A 25,902-nucleotide genomic window follows, 5' to 3' on the forward strand; every position below is an offset into this window, starting at 1 on the left:
CTCGATGTGGTTAAAAGAAAGAAAAATTCAAAATCAGTCTGAGCATACAATCACGGCTTATGAGCGAGATGTGAAAAGCTTTCTTGAGTTCTGTGACTCAAAAAAAATTGATTTAAAAAATGTTGAAGCTTCAGATTTACGTGAATATCTAGCTCAACGTGTTGAGCAAGACCAGTTAAGCGCAAGTAGTATGCAGCGTCATCTTACTTCTATTCGTCAGTTTATGAAATGGGCTGAACAGGGCAAATATCTAGAAATTAATCCCACTGACGATTTTAAGTTAAAACGCCAGCCTAGACTCTTGCCGGGCATGATCGACATAGAAACGGTTAATCAAATTTTAGATCAACCCATGCCGGAAAAACCAATTGATCAGCAGCTTTGGTTAAGAGACAAAGCCATGTTGGAACTACTGTACTCAAGTGGTTTACGACTCGCTGAACTACAGGGCCTAACCATTAAAGATATCGATTTTAATCGTCATCTTGTTCGTATTACGGGTAAAGGAAATAAAACCCGTATTGTCCCGTTTGGGAAAAAGGCAAAAGAAAGTCTATTGAACTGGCTCAAAATTTATAAAATCTGGAAAGGGCATTTTGATCAAAATGCTTTTGTATTTATTTCACAGCGTGGTGGTGTACTCACTCCACGGCAAATCGAGAAACGTGTAAAACTTCAGGCGCAAAGAGCCGGTGTAAATGTCGATTTACATCCGCATTTACTTCGACATTGTTTCGCTAGCCATATGTTATCGAGTAGCGGTGATTTGCGTTCAGTCCAAGAAATGTTAGGCCATAGCAACTTATCGACTACGCAAATTTATACGCATATCGATTTTGATCATTTGGCTCAAGTGTATGATCAAGCTCATCCGCGAGCGACCAAGCATTAAGTCATTTAAGTTAAATTATTTATCAATACGCGACTTTGATTGCACTAAATAAGGTGAATGTAGAGATCATTTGTATTTATTTACAAATTTGTATAAAGAAAAAGGGTGAAATTACCCAATTGACCATTTTGATCTTTGCACAATTTGTCAGCATATATAGCCTGAAAACGACAAATTTTGAGTCTTTTACACCGTGCTTATGCTTCTTACTAATAAGGTAAATAAAATAAAAAGATAATAAAAATCAATGTATAAAATAGACTTTAAAAAGAATAAAATAGAGGGTAATCATGTATAAAATTTTTTTTATGAACTGATGATTTCATTTTTTTTGTACTGTTCCAGAAAATTGTGACTTGACCGAAATGCCAAACACATTGCAAGATAGGGTACCTAAAAAATTTTAATCGAAGAGTTAATATACTTTTCTCAACATTTACTTTTGCTAGAACAGCCGAGGATTACATGAAGGCTCTTGTTGCTGTAAAACGCGTGGTTGATGCCAACGTTAAAGTTCGTGTTAAGCCGGACAATAGTGGGGTTGACCTTACCAACGTTAAAATGTCAATCAACCCATTTTGTGAAATCGCAGTGGAAGAAGCGGTTCGCTTAAAAGAAAAAGGAACAGTATCAGAAATCGTTGTTGTTTCTGTTGGCCCTAAAGAAGCTCAAGAACAAATCCGTTCTGCAATGGCTTTGGGTGCAGACCGCGGTATTTTAGTTGAAACCACTGACGAAATTGGCGCTTTAGAAGTTGCTAAAATCTTAAAAGGTGTTGTTGATGCTGAAAAACCAGAACTTATCCTTCTTGGTAAACAAGCAATTGATGATGACTCTAACCAAGTAGGTCAAATGCTTGGCGCATTATTAGGTGCTGGTCAAGGTACGTTCGCTTCTGAAGTGAAAGTAGATGGCGGTAAAGTACAAGTGACTCGTGAAATCGACGGTGGTTTACAAACTGTTGAGCTTGCACTTCCTGCAATCATTACAACTGACTTGCGTTTAAACGAGCCACGTTATGCAGCATTGCCTAACATTATGAAAGCTCGTAAAAAACCGCTTGATACTAAATCTCCTGCTGATTACGGTGTTACAGCTGGTACTAAGCTTAAAACTGTTAAAGTTGAAGCTCCAGCAGAACGTAAAGCTGGCGTACAAGTGAAATCTGTAGATGAGCTTGTAGAAAAATTGAAAAATGAAGCGAAAGTGATCTAATACGGAAGGATAAAATCATGAGTATTTTAGTTATCGCTGATCACAACAACCAAACACTTAACGGTGCTACTTTAAACGTTGTTGCTGCAGCACAAAAAATCGGTGGTGATATTACTGTATTAGTTGCTGGTTCAGGCGCTCAAGCAGTTGCTGACGCTGCTGCTAAAGTTGCTGGCGTAAGCAAAGTATTGCTTGCTGACAACGCGGCTTATGCAAATCAATTAGCTGAAAACGTAGCTGGCTTAGTTGCTGATTTAGCTAAAGGTTACAAATACGTTTTAGCTGCTTCTACCACTACTGGTAAGAACATTCTTCCACGTGTTGCTGCACTTCTTGATGTAAGTATGATCACAGACATTATTTCTGTTGAATCTGCTAACACATTCAAGCGTCCAATCTATGCTGGTAACGCAATTGCAACTGTTCAATCTGACGAAGCAATCATTGTTGGTACTGTTCGTGGTACAGCATTTGATCCAGTTGCTGCGGAAGGTGGTTCTGCTGCGATTGAAACAGTTGGCGAAGTAAAAGATGCAGGCATTTCTAAGTTTGTATCTGAAGAAATCGTTAAACTTGATCGTCCAGAATTAACAGCTGCTCGTATTGTTGTATCTGGTGGTCGTGGTGTGGGTTCTGGTGAGAACTACCACAAAGTACTTGATCCATTAGCTGACAAGCTTGGTGCAGCACAAGGTGCTTCACGCGCAGCAGTTGATGCAGGCTTCGTACCTAACGATTTTCAAGTTGGTCAAACTGGTAAAATCGTTGCACCTGAGCTTTACATTGCTGTAGGTATTTCTGGTGCGATCCAGCATTTGGCTGGTATGAAAGATTCTAAAGTTATTGTTGCAATCAACAAAGACGAAGAAGCACCAATCAACAGCGTTGCTGACTACTGGTTAGTTGGTGATTTGAACGCTGTAGTACCTGAATTGGTATCTAAGCTTTAATCTATATTGATTAAAGTTAAAAACCCTTAGTTTTACTAAGGGTTTTTTTATTGGAAATAGTAATATGAAATGCATAATTGAGACTTGTATCTCATTTGAGGTTTGATTTTTATAGAATAAAAATCACATAGTTTTATGAAGGTAAGACGATGTAGGTTATGGCGATATGATAAGAATAATATGCAATTAAATTATACAAATATCACTAGATTGGCAGTGTAGATTCCGCACATTACAAAGTGCTTTTATGCTATAGTATACAGCTATATTTTTTTCGATTTTAGTTCACTTTCCGGAACTAAATTTTTTGCAAGATCAAGACATATAAACGGATAGAAATATCTATCTGTAAGAAGGAGTATGCATGAGCGTATCGGAAATCCGACCGATTGCCATTGAGGACGAACTCAAGCATTCATATTTAGATTACGCAATGAGTGTAATCGTATCTCGTGCATTGCCGGATGTGAGAGACGGTCTTAAACCTGTTCACCGTCGTGTGCTTTATGCCATGCACGAATTGGGCAATGACTATAACAAAGCCTACAAGAAATCTGCTCGTGTCGTTGGGGACGTAATCGGTAAATATCACCCGCATGGTGACTCAGCTGTTTATGAAACCATTGTTCGTATGGCTCAAGACTTTAGCTTACGTTATTTATTGGTTGATGGTCAGGGTAACTTCGGTTCGATCGATGGTGATAGTGCCGCGGCAATGCGTTATACCGAAGTCCGTATGACTAAGCTGGCACATGAGCTTCTTGCAGATTTAGAAAAAGACACAGTTGACTGGGAAGATAACTACGACGGTTCAGAACGTATTCCTCAGGTACTTCCGACACGCGTTCCAAACTTGTTAATTAACGGTGCTGCTGGTATTGCTGTAGGTATGGCAACCAACATGGCACCACACAACATGACAGAAGTTGTGAATGCATGTTTGGCTTATGCCGATAATCCGAATATCTCGATTGAAGGATTGATGGAATACATTACTGGTCCTGACTTCCCTACAGGCGGTATTATTTACGGTAAATCAGGTATTGTTGATGCCTACCGTACCGGTAAAGGTCGTTTACACATTCGTGGTAAATACCATTTCGAAGAAGATGAAAAGACAGGTCGTACAACCATCGTCTTTACTGAAATTCCATATCAAGTCAACAAAGCAAGAGTAATTGAACGTATTGCTGAGTTGGTAAAAGAGAAAAAACTTGAAGGTATTTCAGAGCTTCGTGATGAGTCTGACAAAGACGGTATGCGTATTGCAATTGACTTAAAACGCGGTGAAAACGCAGAAGTCGTTGTAAATAACTTATTCTTAAATACCCAGCTTGAAAACTCATTCAGCATCAACATGGTTTGTCTAGACAATGGACAGCCAAAATTGATGAATCTGAAAGATATTATTGCGGCATTTATTCGTCACCGCCAAGAAGTTGTGACACGCCGTACCATGTTCGAATTACGTAAAGCACGTGAACGTGGTCATATCTTGGAAGGTTTGACAGTTGCTTTAGCAAATATTGATGAAATTATTGAAACCATCAAAACTTCTGCTAACCCTGCTGAAGCGCGTGAGCGTTTACTTGCTGGTGAGTGGGCAGGTGGTGGTGTTATTTCATTACTTGAAAAAGCAGGGGCTATTTCGGTTCGTCCAGATGAAATTGAAGGTGAAGATCCAAATCGTCCATTTGGTTTAAGCGATTCAATTTACCGTTTATCTCCGACGCAAGTAGGCGCAATTTTAGAATTACGTTTACACCGTTTAACAGGTCTAGAACAAGACAAGTTACACGCTGAATATACCGAGATTTTAGGTCAAATTGCTGAACTGACGGCAATTCTAAACGACTTCAACTTGTTGATGGCTGTTATTCGTGAAGAGCTAGCTCAAGTATTACAACAATATGTTGATGCACGTCGTACCGAAATTGTTGAATCTCGTGTTGATTTCTGTCGTGAAGATTTAATTCCAGAAGAACAAGTGGTATTAACTGTTTCTCAAACGGGCTATGCAAAAACTCAACCACTTTCAGACTATCAGGCACAGCGCCGCGGTGGACGTGGTAAGTCTGCAACCTCTATGAAAGATGATGACTTTATTCAACATCTGATTGTGGCATCGAACCATGCGACGGTACTTTGCTTTACCAACGTAGGTAAAGTGTATCGCCTGAAAGTATTTGAAGTTCCTCAAGCATCACGTGGGGCAAAAGGCCGTCCAATCGTGAACTTGTTACCTTTAGATGCAACAGAAACAGTTACTGCTATTTTGCCGTTAACAGAGTTCCCAGAAAACCACTATGTGTTTATGGCGACTGCTTCTGGTACGGTTAAGCGTGTTGAGTTAGAACAGTTTGCAAACATTCGTTCAAATGGTTTACGTGCTATTGAACTGAATGAAGAAGATACCTTAATTGGTGTTGCGATTACTGATGGTAATCAGCAAATCATGTTGTTCTCTAACGAAGGTAAAGCAATTCGTTTTGCTGAAACTGACGTACGTGCAATGGGTCGTACAGCGAAAGGTGTACGTGGTATGCGCGTGAGCTTCGCAAGCAGTACCTTAAGTGAAGAAGATGCAGACGTTGAAAACGATGAATCAGATGATAACGATGATTCAGCAGATTCAAATCTAGTAAGTCGTATTGTATCGCTTGTAGTTGTGCCAGAGACTGGTGAAGTACTATGTGCGAGTGCCAACGGTTATGGTAAACGTACCCCTGTAAATGACTTCCCAACCAAGAAACGTGGTGGTAAGGGTGTTATTGCAATTAAAACAACTGAACGTAACGGTGAGCTAGTTGGTGCAGTTTCTATTGATGAAACTAAAGAGTTATTGTTGATTTCTGATGGTGGTACGCTTGTTCGTACACGTGCCGCAGAGGTTGCAATGACAGGCCGTAATGCTCAAGGTGTTCGTCTCATTCGTTTAAGCGAAGAAGAAACTTTGGTTGGTGTGGTTTCAATTGAAGCTGTAGAAGACGAAGAAGAACTTCTTGAAGGCGAAGTAGATACGACTGAAACCGATAGTGAAGAAGTAGTATCTAATAATGAAGATACTTCTGAAGAGTAAAAAGTTTTAAAATAAAAAAGGAAGCTGAGGCTTCCTTTTTTATGTGTAATCTATTTATTTTGTTGGATGGAAAATAAATACATCATAGTTTCGGTAGTGTAGAGTTTTCACAGAAGGATCTTTAGTTGCAAAATTATTTGGCTGACTGACCACAATCAAATCTTGCTTTTGGGCTAAGGCATCTTTAAGTTGCTGCTCGCTCCATAAATACTTCTTACGTTCAGGCTCAAATAACAAACCATCCTTAATTTCTAAAGAGGCGCTATCAGAATGAACACTATCCCATTCATTTACAATGTAGACAGGCTGTTTAAGCTGTAAAAGGAAAGGCACATCATAGAAATAGTAATTATAGAAAACTATTTTTGTAGATGGGGTGATGTACTCAGCAAAATCTGTTTGGCCCACATTATTTTTAGTATCTGGTGGTGTTTCAAAAAGTATGCTGAAACAAAGCAGGTTGAATTTTGATAAAATAGAGAAATGCGAATAACTCTAGAAATCAAATGTCCAACCTGCCTCAGTGACAGTATAAAGAAAAATGGCATCAAAGTAGATGGGAAACAAAACTATCAGTGCAAAGACTGTAAACGTCAGTTTATTGGTGACCATGCTCTGAGCTATCTAGGATGTAATTCAGGCATTACTCGAAAAATATTACAGTTGATGGTCAGAGGTAGTGGTATACGAGATATCGCTGAAGTTGAGCGAATCAGTATCGGTAAAGTTTTACGTACTTTAACCGAATCGACCTACCAAATTCAGCCTAAACAAAGTCATTATGAGTCTCTTGAAGTTGATGAGTTTTGGACTTTTGTGGGAAATAAAAATAATAAACAATGGCTTATTTACGCCTACCATCGAGAAACAGGTGAGATTGTTGCTTATGTTTGGGGTAAAAGAGACTTAGCTACAGTTCAACGATTGAAAACAAAGCTTAAACAATTAGGTATTCACTACACCCGAATTGCAAGTGATCATTGGGACAGTTTCATAACTGCTTTTAAAAACTGCAAGCAAAGTATTGGTAAATTTTTTACTGTAGGTATTGAAGGTAATAATTGCAAAATAAGGCATCGAATTAGGCGTGGTTTTAGAAGGAGTTGTAATTTTTCAAAAAAGATTGAAAACCATTTTAAAGCTTTCGACTTAACCTTTTTTTACATCAATAATGGCTTCATTTAATGTCAGCATACTTTTTGAAACACCACCTAGTATCTAAAATACGAACAGCAAAAGGAACCGCACTACATAGAACAATTAAACTTATAAAAATATAGTTTAAATAGCTCACTTTTTGCTTTTTATATAACCATACTAAAACTAATGGAAGCACAATTAACAGTGTGCCAATCGTGTAAATGAATACCGCTTCATGTTGGAAAAAAGGCTGATTCGCACGCAGAAAATGTGGGGTAGCCACAATGCCTATTCCAAGAATCATAATAAATACAGGAGTACCCCATACCTGTAATTTGGTTTTATAACTGCTTTCAAGAACCTTATTCATCACAAGTGCCAAGAAAATAGTAAGGGGCGGGACAGCAGGTAAAATATAGCCCGCTAGTTTAGAAGGTGGAATGGAGAAGAAAACCGTGACAGAAATAAACCACCATACAAGCAAAGCAAATACACCAGATTGCTTATGATCTTTAAAGACGGTCTTAATAGAGTCAAATCTACTCGCAAAAAACCAAGGTAAAGAACCAACAAATAAAATAAGCAGATAGAAACACCATGGTTGCTTATTATTAAATTCTTTTGAACTAAATCGACTAAATTGTTGATCAATAAAGAAATAATGTAAAAAATGAGGATATTTACTTTGTACCGCGTATAACCATGGACTAACGATAAGTAAGAATAGCAATATCCCTAATGGATTAAGAAGCGAAGGTATTTTCTTCCACTGTTTGGTGTAGAGTAACCAAGGTAATAAAATCATGCCTGGAATGAGAACACCAATAAGTCCTTTACTGAGAAAGGCTGCTGCGCCTGCAACATAACCTAAAAATAAGATAGATTTACGTGCAGAAATAGTGAAATCAGCAAAGCATAAAACGCTTAATGTAATCCCAGATGCTACTAATAAGTCATGGTTAATGTATTGACTACTACCAAAAAAAAGTAGGTTAGTCGCTAAAATAATAACCGTGAGTTGCGCTACACGCTCTGAAATATGTTTTTTTACAAACCAGAATAGACCAACTAAGGTGAGTGTAGCGGCCAAAACAGGTACTAAGCGTAATACCCATACATGCACCCCAAAAATTTCCATAAAAATAGAACTTAACCAATGGAGCAATGGAGGTTTATGCATAAATGGTAAACTATCGATTCTTGGAGTTAACCAATCTCCAGTTTCGACCATTGCTCGGCTAATATCTCCGTAGCGGCCTTCATCGGGTACTGACAAAGGTCTTATCCAAGAAAGAACAAGTAACCAGCATGGTAAAAAAAATAATAAAAATTTCGAATTACGAAGCCATTGCTGCATACACAATCCTTAATGTTGAAATGCAAAAAAACGGTTAAGCAAAAAAGTCACGACAGAAGTCAGAACAATTGCAATACACACTAAGGTTGAAACAGGAATGTCAAAATAAAGATTTGAAATTAAAAGAAAACTTTCATTAAATAAAAAACCTAAGCCTGCAACTAATGTGAATTTTGGTAAAGTCTGACGATGAGCAAGATGCTGTGCTTTAAAAGTAAAAATGCGATGCCCGAAATAGCTCACCCAATAGGCAACTAAAAATGCAAGTAAATTGGCATATTGCAGCTCGACATGCTGCTTAAACAGAAGCATGGCTACACTATAGTGAGTGAGCGCTGCTGCGGCACCAGTAGTGGCAAACCGCGTGAGCTGAAAAATATGAGCAAACATGTTAGAAACTTGAGAATGTATTTTTAGGCTTTGTGATGGATTTTTCTTTTTTAATATGAGAATGTTCAGATGCAACAATATACTTTGGTCTATTTTTTACTTCCGCATAAATTCGACCTACATATTCACCGACAATGCCCAAGAATAGCAATTGTATACCACCCAGTAATGTCATGCCTGCTACAAGTGTTGCCCAACCTGGAACAGAAACACCCTCAATCAAGGTTTTAAGGATAATCCATGTTCCGTAACCCATAGCACCTAAAGCTAAGATTGCACCTAAATAAATACAAATGCGTAAAGGTAAATCTGAAAAACCAGTTAGACCTGACATGGCTAAATTAAAGAGAGCTTTTACATTAAAACTGGAACGACCATGCTGACGTTCTTGCTCAGAAAAATTAACGCCTATACTTTTGAATCCAACCCAAGCATAGAGACCCTTCATATAGCGGTTTTTTTCTGGCAATTGTTTAATTGCTTCAACAACTTTTGCATCTAATAGACGAAAGTCGCCAGCACTTTCTGGAATATCGATCGGTGAGCTTAAGTTTAATATACGATAGTAACCTTGGGTTAAAACACGTTTGAGCGAAGACTCAGTAGTACGATTGCGAATGCCATATACCATGTCATAACCATTTTTCCAAAGGTTAATCATGGTTGGAATTGCTTCAAATGGATGTTGAAAATCAGCATCAATGAGTAGCGTCACTTCACCTGTTACGTGATCTAAGCCAGCACTTAAAGCTGCCTCTTTACCAAAGTTGCGTGAAAGTTCAAGCACAACCAATGGGTAATCATCAATCATTGTTTGTAGAATAGGAATGGTGTCGTCTTTACTCCCATCATCTACAACAATAATTTCAAAGCTAAGATTTTGCTGTTTTAGACTATTTGCTAAAGCAGGAATAAAAGTTTTTAAATTTTCTGCTTCGTTATAGGCTGGAACAACGCAGGATAAAAATGGTTTTGTGTTCATTGCATTGCCCCTAGTCTAGTGAGCTGGATACCATATTGCTGACAATCAAGTTGAAATTGATCCGAACTGAAATATTCATATTCTTGTATTCGGGCATGTTGAATCGGATCTTGATCATTTGATTCTGCAAGCGCTGGATGGCACATAATCAGTAAGTGGTCTTTTGCATGCGCAAGCCAATACTGGTTCAGTTCGCCATAGTCAGTTTGCTTAAAATCATAGATGCCAGCAAATTGGTCATTTTGATTAAAATGATATGTTTGACATGCTTTTGCTAAAGAATTAGAGCCGAGTGCAGAGAGCACGCGAGTTTTAAAACGATAGTGAGGTAAATCTATCGGGTGCTGTAAATTTCGAATCCAACCCGTAAATTTTTTCTCTTTTAACAATTGCAGCAAAATATCGCGTATGAATGGAAATTGATGAATATGCTGATGTCCATCAATAAAATCTGGGTGCTTTCCCATGGCTGAAACAAATAAGTCCCATTGTTCTTCAATACATTGGGTAATTAATTCACGATTCAGACTTGAAGACCATGCACGTAAAATAAGCATGGGTAAGGAAAAAACAGTATTACCTGAAGCGAAAGCATGGGTAAGATTTAAATGTAAACCGATATCAACTTGGTCACTAAAAGGTTTTAATTTGGCAGCAGCAGTTTCCCATAGTTCAGATTGGGTCATACATGAGGTTGCTTGAAGTGTACCTTGTTCAATTAATTGAATAATTGCGTCAGATATTTCCGCATTCATTGCAAAGTCATATGCGCAATAACACACCTTTGCCATATTCAAGTTCCATAATGGGTCAGAGTAGCAGAGATACCCTGAAAAGCTGCTGAAAAACTAAACAGCTTTACTATGAACAAATATCCTTAATTTCAACTTAAAGTTTTCTTAAGGTTTTATGACAATTGATACAAACTAATGCTTTGAATTTATTTATTTTTTTTATAAATTTTTGGTCAATTATTTAAGAAATAAGATTTAACTATAAGATTTTATAGTAAATAAAAATATAATTTATATACATTCATGAACCTTTAAATTTACTTAGAATTTTTTAAACGTGAATGGGCAATAATTAAAAAAATGATTCCAATTGTTGCAAGAAAAATTAATTTAGGTATCACAACATTTAAAGGAACACCCATTTGATTAAGCTGTACAAACATTTGTACACCGTGTGTAGAAGGTAAGCACCAAGCAAACCATTGTAACCATTCAGGCATGGCATGGTGGGGCCATGCGGTACCAGTTAATAAGAAAAGCGGAACTGAACTAAATACAATAATATGTCCAGCACGTTCAGGCATGTCTAAAAGTGAGCCAATCAACATGCCTAATCCAATCACACAACTAATAAAAATCGGAACCGCGACGAGTAAACCAATAAAATTTCCACCGTGTGGATAGTCGTTGAACCACAAGGTAAAACCAAAAAGATAAAAACTACCTAAGCAACCAATAGTAAATAGGCTGGCAAAAATTCCAGCAAACCGAATAGCTGTAATTTTTTTATGCTGTTCGCGGTAGCTTGCAATCAGCATGGCTAAGCCTAATACAATCGTTTGATGAATAATGAGTGTGGCAACTGCTGGAAAAATATAGCTTCCATAACCTGAAAGGGGATTAAATAAAGGAACCTGATGAATAGAAAGGGCTGGTTGGAAATGAGTACGCTCTCCAAATTTTTCAACATATTCTTTTAATGTGGCCTCAATAGAAGTAGCAAGACCTAACCCAATTTCTTTAGTTTTTAAAAAGTTGGTTGTACTTAAGTATAAGCCAATTCCACCAGTTTCTCCGCGGCGTAGGCTCTGTGTTAAGTTGTTGGGTAAAAGCAAAATACCATCTGCTTTTTGTTCACGTACCATTTGTTCGGCTTCGAGAAAATTAGCAGTGACTTCAACAATTTTTACGTTCGGGCTATTGCTTGTTTGTCCAATAATTTGAGAGCTTAAAAGACTTTGTTCTTCGTCAACAATGACGATTGGAATTGATTCAGCACGTTCAGCTTTATAGGCAGTTGGATAAAAAAAGCTATAAAGAATGACTGATAAAATCAGTGTCGTGAAAACCGAACTGTTACTAACAATATCTTTAAATGTTTGGGCATAAGCTTTTAAGAATTCTTTCATTGCGCAGCTCCCCGAACTAGTTTTTTAAGTAGCAAGGAACTCAAAATGAAATAAATAAGACAGTAGCCAATCAGTATTAAAAAGGACGTCATTGAATTAAAAAGTGGACTTCCAATGACCCACTGTTCGGTCTGGAGCTTTGCATAAGGTGTATAAGGAATAATTAAAGACCAAAATTTAGTGAAAATTGGTGCATTATTTAAAGGCAGGGTCACACCAGCAAAACTTAAAGAAGAACCACCGTATACCGCAATAAAACCAAAAGTTTTACTTAAATTTTTGGTGGCAAGAATGACAGTACTACTAATGAGTGCATAAGAAAAATAAAGCAAAAACTGAGCAACTAATAAAAAGCTGAGAGAGCCAGCGACAAACCAACCGCGAATCTCAACCAACCAAAACATCCATAACCAAGTCCAGAGACAAAAAATAAAGCTATAAAGTAAATTTTTAGCCAGTAAGCCGCGGATAAAATTTTCACGGTTAACCCACTGGGTTAAGGTGCCGCGTTTAAGTTCTTGTCCAATAGCAAAAGCCACGCAACAACAGAGTAATAGGTGCAAAACAGCAGGAACCATGAAAGGTTCTAAATAAAATTCATAGCTCATATTTGGGTTATAGAGTGTTGAAATTTTGACGTGCGCTGTAGGAACATCTAAATAGGGGATATTATTTGCTAGATAACTCTGGCCTGCGTAGTCTGCTAAAGCATTGAGTGTACTGACTAACATGGCAGAGGAAATCGTATTTCCTACGCTAAAAAAAGATTGGTTAAATGCAATGCTAATTTGAGCGTCTTGAGCTTTTACAAAACGTTTTTCAGCGCCGTCAGGAATAAAAATATAGCCCCAAATTTTGGTTTCATTGAGTAGTTTTTCAGCTTCGGTCGAGCTTGCCATAATTGTTTTAACATCTACCGTATGGTTTAACGAAAGATACTTTTCAATATTGCGACTCAGCTCACTTTGATCCTGATCAATAATTGCGATAGGTAAATGTTCAGCCTTACCTGCATAAAACATGCTGCTAAACAGAAAAATGATAAAAGCAGGGATGAGTGTCACCATACACAAATCCCATTTATTGCTTCTTAGATATTTTAGTTCACGTAATATACTGGCAAACATGTTTTATTTTTCTTCTTTAATTTTAAATAGAACACTCATGCCAACCTTTAAGTCTTTGACAGGACGCTCAGGCACTAGATGCAATTTAAAGCTACGAATATCATAACCACCAGTCTGACGTGTGGTTTTAATCGTGGCAAATTCACCTTCAGCATCAATATTTTTTACTTTAAACATTACGGTTTGATTTAGCGCAGGAATGAATCCTTCTAGCGTTTTGTTTTTATAAACAGAAGCGTACTGATTTTCACCGACATTTAAACTCACCCACAAATCATCATCTTCTAAAATGCTGACAACCGGTACACCTATTGCAACCAGTTCAGAAGGTTTGCCATAAGTTTTTGAAACTGTACCTGAAATAGGAGCGAGTAAGCGGGTTTCTGCTTCAAGTGCTTGGGCTTCACTGACAGCTGCTTTGGCAATATCCACTTGAGCATCTGCTGTAGATTTCTGTTGACTGGTGCTTCCGCGCTTTGCTCGCGCATATTGTTGATAAGCTGCCTCACTTAACTCTTGAGCAGAGGTTTGGGCTGCAAACATCTCATCTCGTCTTTGACGGGAAATGACACCTTGTCTATATAAATTTTCTCCACGCTGATAAGTGGTTTTTGCAAGATTTGCTTGAGCTTTCATACTCTGCCAGTTGGCATACAGAGTATCAATATTTTCTTGTTGCGAACCTCGATCCACAGTCGACTGAAGTGCTAAAGCTGATTGTAAGGTTGCTAGGGCTTGTTGCTTTTTGGCTTCTATTTCTGGACTCACTAAACGAACTAGAGGTTGTCCTTTAGAAACTTTTTGGCCTTCTTGTACATAAATTTCTTCAATACGACTTGGAACTTTAGTGCTCACGTGAATCGTTTCAGCCTCAACTCTGCCTTGTAATTCAATAGGCTTTGGTTGATAACTTTTCCACAAACCGAAAATGATCAAACCTAACAAAGCAATAATGACCACACCAATTATTAGTTTAATTTTTGAATTTTTAGGTGGTTGAGGATTACTTTTATTCGATTTTACTTCTTGAGTATTGTCAGTTTGAATATTTTGTTGATCTTGACCTGTATGCTCTGTATCCGTAACAGGTGAATCTTGCTGAGAAGAAGATGATTCTTGATTCATGTTATGCCCCTATTAGCGGATATAGTCAGTATGTGGTTGAGTCACATAAGCTTTAAACTGGTCCATAGAACCATGGCTTTGCAATAAGGTTGCAAGTGACATGACATATTTATATGCATTTAAAGCCATTTCTGTTTTTAAAGCACTTAACGCATTTTGCGCGTCAATGACTTGTGTGGCTGTTCCCATACCTTCACGGAAAGAAAGCTCCTGAATACGTAAGTTTTCTTGAGCTGCACTAATATTTCTTTGCAATAACGTGTGACTTTGCTGTGCTGAATTGAGCTCGTTATATGATTTATTCAACAATCCTTCAATTTCTTGTTTAGTTCGCTCAGTTAATAGTTCTGAGGCATAACGTTTTAACTCGGCCGCATGAATATTCTTATTTTTATCTACACCTGAAAACAAGTTGTACTTTGCCATCACACCTACAATCCAGTTTTCCTTTTCATCTAGTGCATATTCGCCAAAAGCAAATAGACTTGGTTTCTTTGCTGCTTGTTGAGCTTGAATATTTGCATTAGCCAATTGAGTATCTAACTGCATTTTTTGCACAAGACTCGATTTTTGAGCGTAACTACTTAGCAGTGCTTCTAAAGATTGGCTACTAACTGTATTTACAAAAAGAGGAGTACTTAAATCAGCATTACTTTGCTGATGAAGAAGATTGTTTAAACTGAATTGACTGGCATTTAGGTTTGCTTGTGCGTTTTGTAAAGCTCGCTCTGCATTGTTACGAGCAACTTCAAATTGCATGCGTTGACCTTTACTAATAAAACCTTGCTGTTCGAGCTTTAACGCATTGCTATAATGTTTCTGCATTGCATTAAAGTTAAATAAGCTACTCGCGACCAGTTGCTGTTGTAATTGCACATTGAAATAACTTTGTACGACTTCAAACCGCTGGATATCTTGTTGTTGCTGGCTTGAAAGCTCTGAGCGCTGAGCCTGAATGTTGGCTATCTTTTTTGCACTGCTGGTTAAGCCCCCTGTATAAAGTGGCATCACAACTGAAATAGACGGGCGTACGACCTGATCTTCTAAAGTCAAATTAGCGTAGTTAGGAAAGCGATTTATGCCATCATGGATGATTTGGTTTGAACCTTCCTGAATTTGTCCCAAAACATCGGATGGAATGACATTGTTCCACTGGGACAACTTGTCATTTAGCCCTTGGCTTAAATCATTCTCAAGCTTTTGTTTGAAACTACCAAGTGGTACGTCTGTTTCACTGTGAAATGCGTATGCTCTTACGTTTAAATCAACTCTAGGTAACCCTAGGCCTTTGACTGCTTCAGCTTCTAATTGAGAAGCTTGTTGCAATGCTTGGTTGGCTTGGGTGCTATATGAGCTTTTTAAAGCTTGTTGTTCAGCTTCGGCATAACTTAAGCTTTGTGCATAAATAGGCGTTGCAATAAATATTCCCAATACCAAAGCAAGATAATTGGGTTTAAAGAGAAAAGGGCGTATTGACTGTCGATACTGATGTGTTGGCATTTTATATAACAATTTTTGATCATCCCTTATAGTTTAAATTTCTTGTTATTAAATTCAATTATCATATTGTTTATTATACAATTGTATAAAAGCACAAAATGATTTTGAGTTTATTTTACTTGATGCAAAATCATACAGCATACTTTATATATTCATCACAGTATGGGAAACTCCATTCACAAGTCAAGTTGAACTTTATTTAATAAAACTTATAAAAAAATAAGTGAAAGCAAAGAAATAAATAAAATAGTTATTGAAAAAATAAACCTAAATACGCCCTAGCATTGAAATATTTACTAGAGAAGCTGCTGCAACCTTAAGCAATCTGTGGTTAAATGCCTTTTTTTATTGTGTTTCACTTTACAAGGGAAAAATCATGCGCGCGTACAATTTCTGTGCTGGTCCTGCTGCATTACCTACTGCCGTTTTAGAAAAAGCTCAACAAGAATTGTTGGATTGGCAAGGTAAAGGTCTATCCATCATGGAAATGAGTCACCGTAGTGCTGACTATGTTGCTGTGGCTGAAAAAGCTGAAGCTGACTTGCGTAAGCTTATGAATATTCCTGAAAACTATAAAGTGCTATTTTTACAAGGCGGTGCGTCATTACAATTTTCAGCAATTCCTTTAAATCTGCTTGGTAAAAATAACAAAGCAGATTATATCCATACAGGAATTTGGTCTGAAAAAGCGTTAAAAGAAGCAAAACGCTATGGCGATATTAATGCTGTCGAAGCAGGCATTAAAGTAGATGGTAAGTTCGCAATTTCTGATCAAAGCGAATGGAACTTATCTGATAATGCTGCTTATGTTCACTATGCAGATAATGAAACAATTGGTGGTTTACAGTTTGCAGGTATTCCTGATGTTAAAGCACCACTTGTTTGTGACTATTCATCAAGTATTTTATCTGCTCCATTAGATGTGACCAAGTTCGGTTTAATCTATGCTGGTGCACAAAAAAATATTGGTCCTGCTGGTTTAACAATCGTTATTGTTCGTGATGATTTACTTGACCAAGCTAAACCAGAAATTCCAAGCATTTTAAAATATGGTGATCAAGCGAAAAATGGTTCTATGGTAAATACACCATCGACTTATGCTTGGTACTTGTCTGGTTTAGTATTCGAATGGTTGCTAGAGCAGGGTGGGGTAGATGCTATTCATAAAGTTAACCTTGAAAAAGCTCAGTTACTTTATGGTTATATCGATTCAAGTGATTTTTATAATAACCCGATTGCTATTCCAAACCGTTCAATTATGAATGTACCATTCACTTTGGCAGATGAGGCTTTAGAAAAGCAATTCTTGAAAGAAGCTGAAGAAAATCATTTGTTGAACTTGGCAGGTCATCGCTCAGTAGGCGGTATGCGTGCAAGTATTTATAACGCAGTTCCATTAGAAGGCGTTCAAGCACTTATTCGCTTTATGGATGATTTTGCTAAACGTAATGGTTAAGTAAATCAAATAAATAAAGCCCTCGAAAGAGGGCTTTATTTATTGTGCAATTTATTCATTAAAAAGGGGCGAAACCAAATTGATGAATCATCATCGCGGCTAAGAACATACCTAAAACAAAAAAGCAAAACGCACCAGTATCGACCCTTATACGTGGGTTACTAGTTTGAATGAGGCTGGTGGTTTGTTCAGGTATAATCTTCATTCAATAGCCTAATTTTTAAAATATTAGTGAAATTCAATTAGTTTCACTATTTTTAGCATAAATATTCGCCTGAATCCAGATATTACCGCGAATATATTCACCAATATTAAAGTTTTTGTACAAATCATTTTGGGTCGCAATGCGCACTAATATGGCAGGAAGATCATCTTCTAAAACTAAAGTGACATCATAAAGAGTATATTCTGCTCCCATAAATGACATTGAAGTTTTACCTACAATATTACCTTGAAACCAAGCTTCATCTTCCTGACCAAGATTTTCTCCATATAAATATGCAACCATTTTAGAAAAATCGACCGTTACAGGCTCATGATCTTCCTCAGTTTTTGGTTGCCATTCATTAATGAGCTCTTGTAGGTTTTCAGGTGCAATTCCATTATGTTCAGTCAAAATTGCATTTAACGCACGGTGGTGTTTAATAGATGCTGGGTCATCTACAACAATGGTTTCACCAGCAGGGACTGGTTCTAACTCATAAGCCCATGCATTAAATTGAACTTGATAAGTTTGGGTTTTGTCATATTGACAACGATTAACACTAAATAAATTATCAAATGCATAAACAGTCGTATTTTTATTTAATCTTAAACTTAATACTGCCTGAGTTGCTGAGTCACAAGTAATGATGCGCTCAATTTGCGCATTATATTGATAAGGACTTTCAAAACTAGGAAATGCTGTTTTTAGTGCGCGCGGTTTTTGATTTTCAACCGCAATAATTTGGTTAATGGTGACATTCTGTCCTTGAGGACCTTGAATCAGCCAGAAAGATTGATCCATCTCATCTTCATGCTGACATAAGCCCATTGGCATTACAGGTGCATCAAGCGCCAGTCCAAGCCATTTTGGTACATCTGTCTCTGGATGGGAGGTTAATAGATTCCAATGCTCGCCATGACTACCAAAATTTTGGTCGTTTACCGTAATAACTTCTGGACTGTTTTGATTTTTCATAAGTACGATTGATGTTGGGTTTATCTCACTTGTTATATTAAATCGAGGGTAATTGCTATTTTTCAAGTCAACATGTGTAAATTCTCTTGTAAAAGCACATATTTAGTTATCAAAAATCCTTCCAATCGATAAATCACTCGCTTTTAAGAGTGAATATGCTCGATTGTTAAGGTATTGTTAAAATTAAATTTAGAAAATAAGTTTTATATTTAGCGCTATTCTCGAGTCTAATGCATCTGTTAGACTTATATTTTTAGTGGAAATAGAGAATAACGTGCTGCCATTCAAGCTGTGGGTAGACGCAGATGCATTACCTAAAATTTTGCGTGAAGTCATTTTACGAGCTTCAGATCGTTATCAGTTAGAAGTGATTTTTGTAGCCAATCAAAATGTCGGAATTACCCCATCGGTACGTATTAAATCAATACAGGTTTTAAGTGGAGCCGATCAGGCCGATCAGGAAATTGTAGACCGCATGTCTGAAAATGACATTGTCATTACACAGGATATTCCGCTTGCTGCTCAAGTTATTGAAAAGGGTGGTATTGCGATTCATCCACGGGGTGAGATTTATACCACTGCAAATGTTAAGGCTCGTTTGCACTTACGTGATTTTATGGACACGCTGCGCGGCGCTGGTGTACAAACAGGAGGCCCACCTCCAATTTCAGAACGTGATAAGCGTGAGTTCTCGAGTTCACTCGACCAAACGATTTTAAAGCAAAAACGTAAAACTGCTTAGTGAGCCTCTTATGCCATCCCAAACCAACTTGGCTTCAACGTATGTGTTGCTTGTATTTATTTGGGCAACGACGCCTTTAGCCATTGTATGGAGCGTGTCTGACTTACATGTTATGTGGGCTCTGCTGTTACGTTTTTATATAGCATTACCTCTTTCGGTTATCGTGTTATTAGTCTTAAAAACAGCTTTTCCGATTCATAAACAAGCTCTCCATAGTTATTTTGCAGGTTCTTTTAGTTTAATTGGCTCTCAAATTTTTACTTATGCTGCAACTCAGTATTTAAGTTCAGGCATGATTGCCCTCATGTTCGGTCTGGCACCTATTATGGCTGGTTTAATTGGTCGTTTCGGGTTTGGTCAGCATCTTTATAAACTACAGTGGCTTGGTATGGCGATTGCTGTTTGTGGCCTAGCAATCATTTGCTTAAATGGATCTGGTCAGCACGTGCATCCATTTGGCATTGTTTTAATGTTGATTAGTGTTTTCGTTTATTCATTTTCTATTTTTTGGGTAAAAAAAGTGAATGCCAAAATTCAACCTATGGCTCAGGCAACAGGCTCAATTTTGGTATCTTCACTTTTGGCGAGCTGCCTAATTCCATTTATTTGGCAATATGCACCGACCCATTTACCGCAAGCTAAATCTCTATTTGCTTTAATTTATACAGTGCTTATGGCCTCACTTTTGGCTATGTTCTGTTATTTCAAACTTGTACAAAATATAAAGGCAACCACTTTATCGCTTACCACCGTTATTACACCTATGTTAGCTATGGTGATTGGTGCTGTTTTAAATCATGAACATCTTTCGATGATGGTTTTTGTGGGGGCATTTATTATCTTGTTTGGTCTATTCCTTTATTTCTATAAAGACATTCAGGCAAACCGTAATTTTGCTCAACATATTAAATCTAAATAGCAGAAGATGAGGGTAATTTGTTGAGCTTATTCATTAAATTGTTCTAATTCGTAGCTAAATGCATGATCAAATTGATCTCATATCTTAAGTAGTAGAAAATAGCGCAGCAATATAATATTAGGATTGTTAAGGATAGGTCAGAACTTACTGATTTTTAAACCTTAATACTGCATCTAACGATATGGCCAAATAGGAAGTGTAACTTGCATTTCTCTATTTTCCATCAATGACCTTGGATTTAGAAGGTATGTTTAAACCAATCTCACTGTATATAGGGTTGAGATATACTCGCGCACGACGCAGTAATCATTTTATTTCTTTTATTGCATTAGTTTCCATGATCGGTTTGACACTTGGTGTTGCTGTACTGATCACGGTACTTTCTGTAATGAACGGTTTCGACCGCGAATTGAAAAATCGTGTTTTGGGAATGGTTCCGCAAGCGACAGTTTCATCGACGCAAATTCTTGCGGATTGGCCTGAACTGGTTAAACGAGTTGAAAAACATCCCCATGTCACTGGAGTTGCACCTTTTACCCAATTGCAAGGTATGTTAACTGCTCAAGGGCAAGTGGCTGGTATTATGGTGACGGGTATTGACCCAAAATATGAGAAGAATGTATCTATTATTCAAGATCATATTGTTGCTGGTAGCCTAGACTCACTGAAAAAAGGTGAGTTCGGTATTGTGCTTGGTAAAGACATGGCCGATTCACTTGGTTTACGTCTAAATGACAGCGTGACACTGGTTTTACCTGAAGCAACGCCATCTCCAGCAGGTGTAGTGCCTCGTTTTAAGCGCTTTAAAGTGGTTGGTATTTTCAGCGTAGGTGCTGAAGTGGACTCAATGGTCGGGTACATTGCTTTATACGATGCATCGACTTTATTGCGTTTACCTGATGGTGCCCAAGGCGTTCGTTTAAAAATGGATGATATCTTTGCTGCTCCTCAAGTTGCCGACGATATTGTGAAAAACTTGCCAAGCAATTTCTATGCAACGAACTGGACCTATACACACGGTAATTTGTTTAACGCCATTCAAATGGAAAAAACATTAGTTGGTTTATTACTTGTACTGATTATTGTAGTTGCGGCATTTAATATTGTCTCTTCTTTGGTTATGGTGGTTACCGACAAAAAATCGGACATTGCAATTTTACGTACTTTAGGTGCGTCACCATCTATGATTACTAAAATCTTTATGGTGCAAGGTACAGTGATTGGGGTAATTGGTACAGTTGCTGGCACGGTTTTAGGTGTAATTTTGGCACTTACAATTAGCGATATTATTTCTTGGTTTAATAATGTGCTTGGACTTAATTTGTTCGATGCCTATTTTGTACATTACTTACCTTCTTACTTAAGATGGCAAGATGTGACGATTATCGTAATTGTTTCTTTACTCTTAAGTTTCTTGGCAACTATTTATCCAGCACTTCGTGCAGCCAAAGTTCAACCTGCCGAGGCATTGCGTTATGAGTAAAATCGTTTTAGAAGCAAAAGAGATTTATAAGCATTTTGATGACGGTAAATCTAAGGTTGAAGTCATTAAAGGTCTTTCTTTACAGGTTGAAGCAGGGCAGTTTGTATCTATTGTCGGTGCAAGTGGTTCGGGTAAAAGTACTTTGTTGCATGCACTTGGTGGCTTAGAGCAACCAACTCAAGGGCAAGTATTTCTAAATGGACAGCGCTTTGATAACTTGGGTGAAGCAGAGCGTGGTTTCCAACGCAATAAATACCTTGGTTTTGTGTATCAATTTCACCACTTATTACCTGAGTTTTCTGCACTTGAAAATGTAGCAATGCCTTTAATGCTTCGAGCAGACAGTCAATTTAAGTCTGTAAAGGCACAAGCTGAGTATTTGCTAGATCGAGTTGGGCTATCTCATCGTATGGACCATAAACCAGGTGAACTTTCTGGTGGTGAGCGTCAACGTGTGGCTCTTGCTCGAGCATTGGTGACTAAGCCTGCGGTCGTTCTAGCTGATGAACCAACGGGTAATTTGGACCGTAAAACAGCTGTTGGTATTTTTGAGTTACTTACTGATCTTAAGAAAGAACTAAACATGGCAATGCTCATTGTGACCCATGATGAGCAATTGGCTCAGGCGGCAGATTCTATCTTACATATGGAAGATGGTTTGTGGGTAAGCGGTTCTTAAAAAATTGTCATTAAATCACATTGTTAAAGCCCACTCAGTTGGGCTTTAATTTTGCCCCTAAAATGATAATCACAAGATTTTGAATGTTTAAAATTATTCTATTGGGGTGGATTTGCGGTATTGCATTAATGGGTATTCATTTACCTTTAATCATGCAATATGGAGAAGTAGCTAAGGTTTTACTTTTACTTGCCTTTATTTTTTATCTTTTTAGACGCTCAGTATTCGTTGGCCGACCACTTCTAAAGGCTATTTATTGCCTGTTATGTACAACAAGTCTGTTTATTGTCGGGTATCAATATGCCGAGAATGCACTGATCGAACGCTTACAACAAAGAGAAACGGATTCAAAGAATCTCGATATTATTGTTTATATAAAGCAACTCAGTGAAGAAAAAGACAATAAAGTTCAACAAACTGGACAAGTATTAAACTTATCTAAAGAATCAGTAAATTGGCTGTTGTATTTAAAAAATGATAATCAGGATGTGTTGAAGGGCAGTCAAGAACTTGAATTAGGCCATTACTATCAACTATCTGGAAAAATAAAACCTGCTCATAGTTATGCCACAACAGGAGCTTTTGATCAGGAAAAGTGGTTTATTCAGCGAAATATAATGTCTGGATTTACTGTTCAGCATATTGAACCTTTAAGCCTTGATGAGATCTATCGATTAGGATATCAACAGCATTTAAGAGGACAGCAGTCCTTTTTTAATAGATTTCATTTAAATATAGAAAAGCTTCGCTTAACTTTTAGGTATCTATTACACAATTCTTCATTACAGCAAAAGGGCCTACTTTTAGCTTTGCTGACTGGTGATGAAAGTCTTTTATCAGATGAAACTCAACTACAATTTAAACAATTAGGAATTGCTCACTTATTGGCGATTTCGGGTCCACATGTACTTATTTTTGCCATCATGTTTTCTTGGGTGTGCCATCAACTCATTTGTCGTTATTACCCTCAAATTTATTTATGGAAACCCAAACAAGTTTTATTGGCTGTACCATTCAGTTTCGGGGTTTTAATTTATACAGCTTTTGTTGGGTTTGAAATTCCTGCACTACGGACATTGTTGTCAGTCTCTATATTTATTTCCTTCCTAATATTAAAACAACCCCTTAAACCATTTGCATTACTTGTATATAGCGCCAGTCTACTGTTGCTAATGGATCCGTTTAGTGTCCTCTCTGCAGGTTTTTGGCTGTCTTATGGGGCATGCTTTATTTTATTAAGAATTTACCAAACTATAGTGCAGTTACCTGAGCAACATTTTTTAAGTCTGAGTTCAAAACTGATTATTATGAGTAAGGTGTTAATTGAGTCTCAAGGCAAAATATTTATTGCATTGAGTCCTTTAACCTTACTTTTCTTTCAACAAATTTCTTGGGTTGCTCCATTAACCAATATTGTTGCGGTGCCTATTGTTGGTGGTGTTATTGTCCCTTTAAATATTTTGGCTGCTTGTGCATGGTTTATCGTCAAACCATTCGGGAATATGCTATTTCAGTTTAATGATATTTTACTCAGTATCTTACTAAGTTGCCTAACCTTATTAGAAAAACTCTCTTTACCACTACAAGGTATAAGCTTGACGCCACTGGCTTTATTCGCAGTGAGTTTAGGTATCCTTATTTTATTTTTGCCTAAAGGCGTTTTCCCAAAAACGTGGGGATTACTCTGTTGTTTACCCCTAATTGTAGTGAATAAAACGAACCAGCAAATTCAGCTTCATATTTTAGATGTTGGACAGGGGCAGGCTATTTTGTTGCAGCAGCCTGAACAAAACTGGCTAATTGATACAGGTGGTTCCTACGATGAAAAAAAATTCAGTATCGGTCAAAATGTTGTAGTCCCTTTTTTACGCCAACAAGGAGTTAAACAATTAGATCGTGTTGTATTGTCTCATCTTGACCAAGATCATAGTGGCGCTTTTCCAGCCATTCAGCAGGAGATTCCTGTAAAGCAGGTTCTCTCAAATGAGCAATCTTCAAATACTCTCAAACAGTCATTTCAATATTGTCATCAAGGTCAACACTGGCAATATCCAGAGGTGGATATCCAAGTTTTATGGCCTAAACAAAAAGATTTAGTTTTTGTATCTTCTCAACAGAATCAATATTCCTGTGTGGTATATCTTCATTTCAAAGGAGTCAGTGGTTACCAAAATTTTCTGATTATGGGAGATGCAGGCTGGGAAGCAGAGTACGAGCTGTTAAAAGACTATCCAAGCTTAAAAGTAGATGTTTTGATATTGGGTCATCATGGAAGCAAGCACAGCTCTGCTTATGATTTCTTAGCAACTTTAAAACCAAAACTGGCAATTGCATCAGCAGGGTTTGATAACCGTTATGGCCATCCTAGCCAAGAGGTTATCAATCGTTTAAAAGCCCTTCATATCCCACTTAAAAGTACAGTAGAGCAAGGAAAGTTAAGTTTTGTTCTGGAAAGCCACAAAATGGTTTTACACGACCGACGTTTTGAGCGGCTATGGTTGCGTAGAGCTCTCTAAAGCTTCAGCTTTGAGTTTATTAACAGTTTTAATCGCTTCTAAAGGGTCAATATTATAAACATTATCTAAAGCTGGGTTTGCTTTAAAGCGTTTATAGCTCCAGTGGTAGTGTTCTGGATATTTATGAATGAGCTGCTCAATTGCTTGGTGGATGACATAAGTACCATCGTCCGCAGAGCCTTCATAAATTTTCTCATTCATAGGTTCAATATGCATGGTAAAACCGTCATTTTCATTACGGATTGCATAGAGAAATAAAGCTTTCGCTTTTGTTTTTTGGATGAGTTTTGCACTTAAATTACTTGAAGCAAGTGGAACACCAAAATACTTCACCATATCTCCACCAATATTTGGAGTGTGGTCTGGCAAAATGACTGTAGTTTCACCCTTTTTGAGTGCTTTAAAAATTTGTCTTACACCACTTTCATCGGTCGGAACTAAATTTGCTTGTTCACGACTGCGAGCTTCTCGTACAAAACGATCAGCATCATCATTTTTGACTGGTTTATATAAAATGGTCATTGATGTGAACTGGGCGCACCATGCATTCATGACTTCCCATGTACCAAAATGTGGGACGACTAATACAACACCTTTTTTTTCAGCTAGTGCATCATGAAAATATTGTTCACCTTCTATACGATGGATGCGATCAATGTTTTCTTGATTAGATGAACCCCAAATACTTAAAAACTCAAAATATGAGGTCAGCTCATTTCTTACAGCTTTTTCTGTAATCGCTATACGCTGTTGCGGTGTTAAATGGGGCAGAGCAATTCTTAAATTAAGTTCTATACTTTTTGATGTTCTGGTAATTTTTAGAGTATTTACTACGCCAGCCAATATACGAGCAATAGAACGCCCAAATTGAATAGGTAGTCGGCTAAATGTTTTGAGTAATTGATAGTTCATGCTTTTTGAATCTGGTCTAGTCATCTATAGCAGTAGAGAGGAAACAACAAGTAAAAAAAGACAAAAATATTATAAATGAAATCATATTATTTAGACAGTTTTTATCAAATCAATG

At 37.4% G+C, this 25,902-nt stretch carries 21 protein-coding genes and 3 pseudogenes; 11 read left to right on the forward strand and 13 right to left on the reverse strand.

Annotation, left to right across the window (positions count from 1 at the left end):
• Window positions 1–4: 4 nt before the first annotated feature.
• From xerA to gyrA, 4 genes are all read left to right on the forward strand, one after another.
• Window positions 5–892, forward strand: coding sequence for a site-specific tyrosine recombinase/integron integrase (xerA, locus tag F985_RS07995; RefSeq protein ID WP_077165743.1), 888 nt, complete (start codon window positions 5–7; stop codon window positions 890–892).
• 465 nt (window positions 893–1,357) lie between these two features.
• Window positions 1,358–2,107: an electron transfer flavoprotein subunit beta/FixA family protein gene (locus tag F985_RS08000; RefSeq protein WP_004699812.1), complete on the forward strand. Its 750-nt coding sequence runs from the start codon at window positions 1,358–1,360 to the stop codon at window positions 2,105–2,107.
• A 17-nt stretch (window positions 2,108–2,124) separates the two neighbouring features.
• Window positions 2,125–3,057, forward strand: coding sequence for an electron transfer flavoprotein subunit alpha/FixB family protein (locus F985_RS08005; protein WP_004699815.1), 933 nt, complete (start codon window positions 2,125–2,127; stop codon window positions 3,055–3,057).
• Between the two features lie 364 nt (window positions 3,058–3,421).
• A complete protein-coding gene (gene gyrA, locus F985_RS08010) occupies window positions 3,422–6,136 on the forward strand; it encodes a DNA gyrase subunit A (protein ID WP_004699817.1) in 2,715 nt (904 codons plus the stop codon).
• A gap of 54 nt (window positions 6,137–6,190) precedes the next feature.
• Here the strand turns inward: gyrA and F985_RS08015 are convergent.
• Window positions 6,191–6,562: pseudogene (locus tag F985_RS08015) on the reverse strand (dolichyl-phosphate-mannose--protein mannosyltransferase); the annotation flags it as partial.
• Between the two features lie 57 nt (window positions 6,563–6,619).
• On the opposite strand from F985_RS08015, the gene F985_RS08020 reads away from it, so the two are divergent.
• Window positions 6,620–7,321 carry an IS1-like element ISPa14 family transposase gene (locus F985_RS08020; RefSeq protein WP_001223318.1) on the forward strand — a complete coding sequence of 234 codons (702 nt, stop codon included), beginning with the start codon at window positions 6,620–6,622 and terminating at the stop codon, window positions 7,319–7,321.
• Window positions 7,322–7,346: 25 nt separating this feature from the next.
• Here the strand turns inward: F985_RS08020 and F985_RS08025 are convergent.
• The 8 genes and pseudogenes from F985_RS08025 to F985_RS08060 form a co-directional block, all read right to left on the reverse strand.
• Window positions 7,347–8,633: pseudogene (locus F985_RS08025) on the reverse strand (ArnT family glycosyltransferase); the annotation flags it as partial.
• A gap of 9 nt (window positions 8,634–8,642) precedes the next feature.
• Window positions 8,643–9,023: a GtrA family protein gene (locus F985_RS08030; RefSeq protein ID WP_004699823.1), complete on the reverse strand. Its 381-nt coding sequence runs from the start codon at window positions 9,021–9,023 to the stop codon at window positions 8,643–8,645.
• 1 nt (window position 9,024) lies between these two features.
• The gene (locus F985_RS08035) at window positions 9,025–10,005 is read right to left on the reverse strand and encodes a glycosyltransferase family 2 protein (protein WP_004699825.1); all 981 of its coding nucleotides are present in this window, start codon (window positions 10,003–10,005) and stop codon (window positions 9,025–9,027) included.
• Window positions 10,002–10,796, reverse strand: a complete 795-nt coding sequence (locus F985_RS08040) for a ChbG/HpnK family deacetylase (RefSeq protein ID WP_004699827.1) — start codon at window positions 10,794–10,796, stop codon at window positions 10,002–10,004. The genes F985_RS08035 and F985_RS08040 overlap by 4 nt, the downstream gene beginning before the upstream one ends.
• Before the next feature lie 260 nt (window positions 10,797–11,056).
• Window positions 11,057–12,148, reverse strand: coding sequence for an A1S_2622 family ABC transporter permease subunit (locus F985_RS08045; protein ID WP_004699829.1), 1,092 nt, complete (start codon window positions 12,146–12,148; stop codon window positions 11,057–11,059).
• On the reverse strand, window positions 12,145–13,275 hold the full coding sequence (locus tag F985_RS08050; protein WP_139344791.1) for an ABC transporter permease: 1,131 nt from the start codon (window positions 13,273–13,275) through the stop codon (window positions 12,145–12,147). The genes F985_RS08045 and F985_RS08050 overlap by 4 nt, the downstream gene beginning before the upstream one ends.
• A 3-nt stretch (window positions 13,276–13,278) precedes the next feature.
• Complete coding sequence (locus F985_RS08055) at window positions 13,279–14,400, reverse strand: HlyD family secretion protein (RefSeq protein ID WP_004699833.1); 1,122 nt, start codon at window positions 14,398–14,400, stop codon at window positions 13,279–13,281.
• Between the two features lie 12 nt (window positions 14,401–14,412).
• Window positions 14,413–15,900 carry a TolC family protein gene (locus F985_RS08060; RefSeq protein ID WP_004699836.1) on the reverse strand — a complete coding sequence of 496 codons (1,488 nt, stop codon included), beginning with the start codon at window positions 15,898–15,900 and terminating at the stop codon, window positions 14,413–14,415.
• Between the two features lie 376 nt (window positions 15,901–16,276).
• Between F985_RS08060 and serC the strand changes: the two genes are divergently transcribed.
• Entirely contained in the window at window positions 16,277–17,356 is a 1,080-nt protein-coding gene (gene serC, locus F985_RS08065) for a 3-phosphoserine/phosphohydroxythreonine transaminase (RefSeq protein WP_004699837.1), read from the forward strand.
• Window positions 17,357–17,414: 58 nt separating this feature from the next.
• On the opposite strand, the gene F985_RS25860 is transcribed toward serC, so the two are convergent.
• Both F985_RS25860 and F985_RS08070 read right to left on the reverse strand, forming a co-directional pair.
• Window positions 17,415–17,561: a hypothetical protein gene (locus F985_RS25860; RefSeq protein ID WP_004699840.1), complete on the reverse strand. Its 147-nt coding sequence runs from the start codon at window positions 17,559–17,561 to the stop codon at window positions 17,415–17,417.
• Between the two features lie 33 nt (window positions 17,562–17,594).
• A complete protein-coding gene (locus F985_RS08070; protein WP_004699843.1) occupies window positions 17,595–18,536 on the reverse strand; it encodes a hypothetical protein in 942 nt (313 codons plus the stop codon).
• Window positions 18,537–18,792: 256 nt separating this feature from the next.
• Here F985_RS08070 and F985_RS08075 point away from each other — a divergent pair, with 256 nt between their 5' ends.
• Together F985_RS08075 and F985_RS08080 are read left to right on the forward strand one after the other, a co-directional pair.
• Complete coding sequence (locus F985_RS08075; RefSeq protein ID WP_077163168.1) at window positions 18,793–19,278, forward strand: YaiI/YqxD family protein; 486 nt, start codon at window positions 18,793–18,795, stop codon at window positions 19,276–19,278.
• Window positions 19,279–19,288: 10 nt separating this feature from the next.
• The gene (locus tag F985_RS08080) at window positions 19,289–20,197 is read left to right on the forward strand and encodes a DMT family transporter (protein ID WP_004699846.1); all 909 of its coding nucleotides are present in this window, start codon (window positions 19,289–19,291) and stop codon (window positions 20,195–20,197) included.
• Between the two features lie 29 nt (window positions 20,198–20,226).
• Here the strand turns inward: F985_RS08080 and F985_RS26265 are convergent.
• Window positions 20,227–20,307 (reverse strand): annotated as a pseudogene (locus F985_RS26265) (PilZ domain-containing protein); the annotation flags it as partial.
• Between the two features lie 137 nt (window positions 20,308–20,444).
• Between F985_RS26265 and F985_RS08085 the strand changes: the two are divergent.
• From F985_RS08085 to F985_RS08095, 3 genes are all read left to right on the forward strand, one after another.
• Window positions 20,445–21,680 carry a lipoprotein-releasing ABC transporter permease subunit gene (locus tag F985_RS08085; protein ID WP_004699848.1) on the forward strand — a complete coding sequence of 412 codons (1,236 nt, stop codon included), beginning with the start codon at window positions 20,445–20,447 and terminating at the stop codon, window positions 21,678–21,680.
• A complete protein-coding gene (lolD, locus tag F985_RS08090) occupies window positions 21,673–22,359 on the forward strand; it encodes a lipoprotein-releasing ABC transporter ATP-binding protein LolD (RefSeq protein WP_004699850.1) in 687 nt (228 codons plus the stop codon). Before F985_RS08085 ends, lolD begins: the two co-directional genes overlap by 8 nt.
• 83 nt (window positions 22,360–22,442) lie before the next feature.
• Window positions 22,443–24,875 (forward strand): DNA internalization-related competence protein ComEC/Rec2, encoded by a 2,433-nt coding sequence (locus tag F985_RS08095; RefSeq protein ID WP_004699852.1) that lies wholly within the window; start codon window positions 22,443–22,445, stop codon window positions 24,873–24,875.
• Here F985_RS08095 and F985_RS08100 read toward each other — a convergent pair.
• Window positions 24,852–25,811 carry a lysophospholipid acyltransferase family protein gene (locus F985_RS08100; RefSeq protein ID WP_004699853.1) on the reverse strand — a complete coding sequence of 320 codons (960 nt, stop codon included), beginning with the start codon at window positions 25,809–25,811 and terminating at the stop codon, window positions 24,852–24,854. The two genes, F985_RS08095 and F985_RS08100, sit on opposite strands and share 24 nt — an antisense overlap.
• Window positions 25,812–25,902 lie beyond the last annotated feature (91 nt).

Source organism: Acinetobacter seifertii (assembly GCF_000368065.1).
In the GTDB taxonomy this organism is placed as follows: domain Bacteria; phylum Pseudomonadota; class Gammaproteobacteria; order Pseudomonadales; family Moraxellaceae; genus Acinetobacter; species Acinetobacter seifertii.

Coding starts and splice junctions, on each gene's coding strand:
- xerA (WP_077165743.1), top strand. CDS start 5: ATGTGGTTAAAAGAAAGAAAAATTCAAAATCAGTCTGAGCATACAATC.
- F985_RS08000 (WP_004699812.1), top strand. CDS start 1,358: ATGAAGGCTCTTGTTGCTGTAAAACGCGTGGTTGATGCCAACGTTAAA.
- F985_RS08005 (WP_004699815.1), top strand. CDS start 2,125: ATGAGTATTTTAGTTATCGCTGATCACAACAACCAAACACTTAACGGT.
- gyrA (WP_004699817.1), top strand. CDS start 3,422: ATGAGCGTATCGGAAATCCGACCGATTGCCATTGAGGACGAACTCAAG.
- F985_RS08020 (WP_001223318.1), top strand. CDS start 6,620: ATGCGAATAACTCTAGAAATCAAATGTCCAACCTGCCTCAGTGACAGT.
- F985_RS08030 (WP_004699823.1), bottom strand. CDS start 9,023: ATGTTTGCTCATATTTTTCAGCTCACGCGGTTTGCCACTACTGGTGCC.
- F985_RS08035 (WP_004699825.1), bottom strand. CDS start 10,005: ATGAACACAAAACCATTTTTATCCTGCGTTGTTCCAGCCTATAACGAA.
- F985_RS08040 (WP_004699827.1), bottom strand. CDS start 10,796: ATGGCAAAGGTGTGTTATTGCGCATATGACTTTGCAATGAATGCGGAA.
- F985_RS08045 (WP_004699829.1), bottom strand. CDS start 12,148: ATGAAAGAATTCTTAAAAGCTTATGCCCAAACATTTAAAGATATTGTT.
- F985_RS08050 (WP_139344791.1), bottom strand. CDS start 13,275: ATGTTTGCCAGTATATTACGTGAACTAAAATATCTAAGAAGCAATAAA.
- F985_RS08055 (WP_004699833.1), bottom strand. CDS start 14,400: ATGAATCAAGAATCATCTTCTTCTCAGCAAGATTCACCTGTTACGGAT.
- F985_RS08060 (WP_004699836.1), bottom strand. CDS start 15,900: ATGCCAACACATCAGTATCGACAGTCAATACGCCCTTTTCTCTTTAAA.
- serC (WP_004699837.1), top strand. CDS start 16,277: ATGCGCGCGTACAATTTCTGTGCTGGTCCTGCTGCATTACCTACTGCC.
- F985_RS25860 (WP_004699840.1), bottom strand. CDS start 17,561: ATGAAGATTATACCTGAACAAACCACCAGCCTCATTCAAACTAGTAAC.
- F985_RS08070 (WP_004699843.1), bottom strand. CDS start 18,536: ATGAAAAATCAAAACAGTCCAGAAGTTATTACGGTAAACGACCAAAAT.
- F985_RS08080 (WP_004699846.1), top strand. CDS start 19,289: ATGCCATCCCAAACCAACTTGGCTTCAACGTATGTGTTGCTTGTATTT.
- F985_RS08085 (WP_004699848.1), top strand. CDS start 20,445: ATGTTTAAACCAATCTCACTGTATATAGGGTTGAGATATACTCGCGCA.
- lolD (WP_004699850.1), top strand. CDS start 21,673: ATGAGTAAAATCGTTTTAGAAGCAAAAGAGATTTATAAGCATTTTGAT.
- F985_RS08095 (WP_004699852.1), top strand. CDS start 22,443: ATGTTTAAAATTATTCTATTGGGGTGGATTTGCGGTATTGCATTAATG.
- F985_RS08100 (WP_004699853.1), bottom strand. CDS start 25,811: ATGACTAGACCAGATTCAAAAAGCATGAACTATCAATTACTCAAAACA.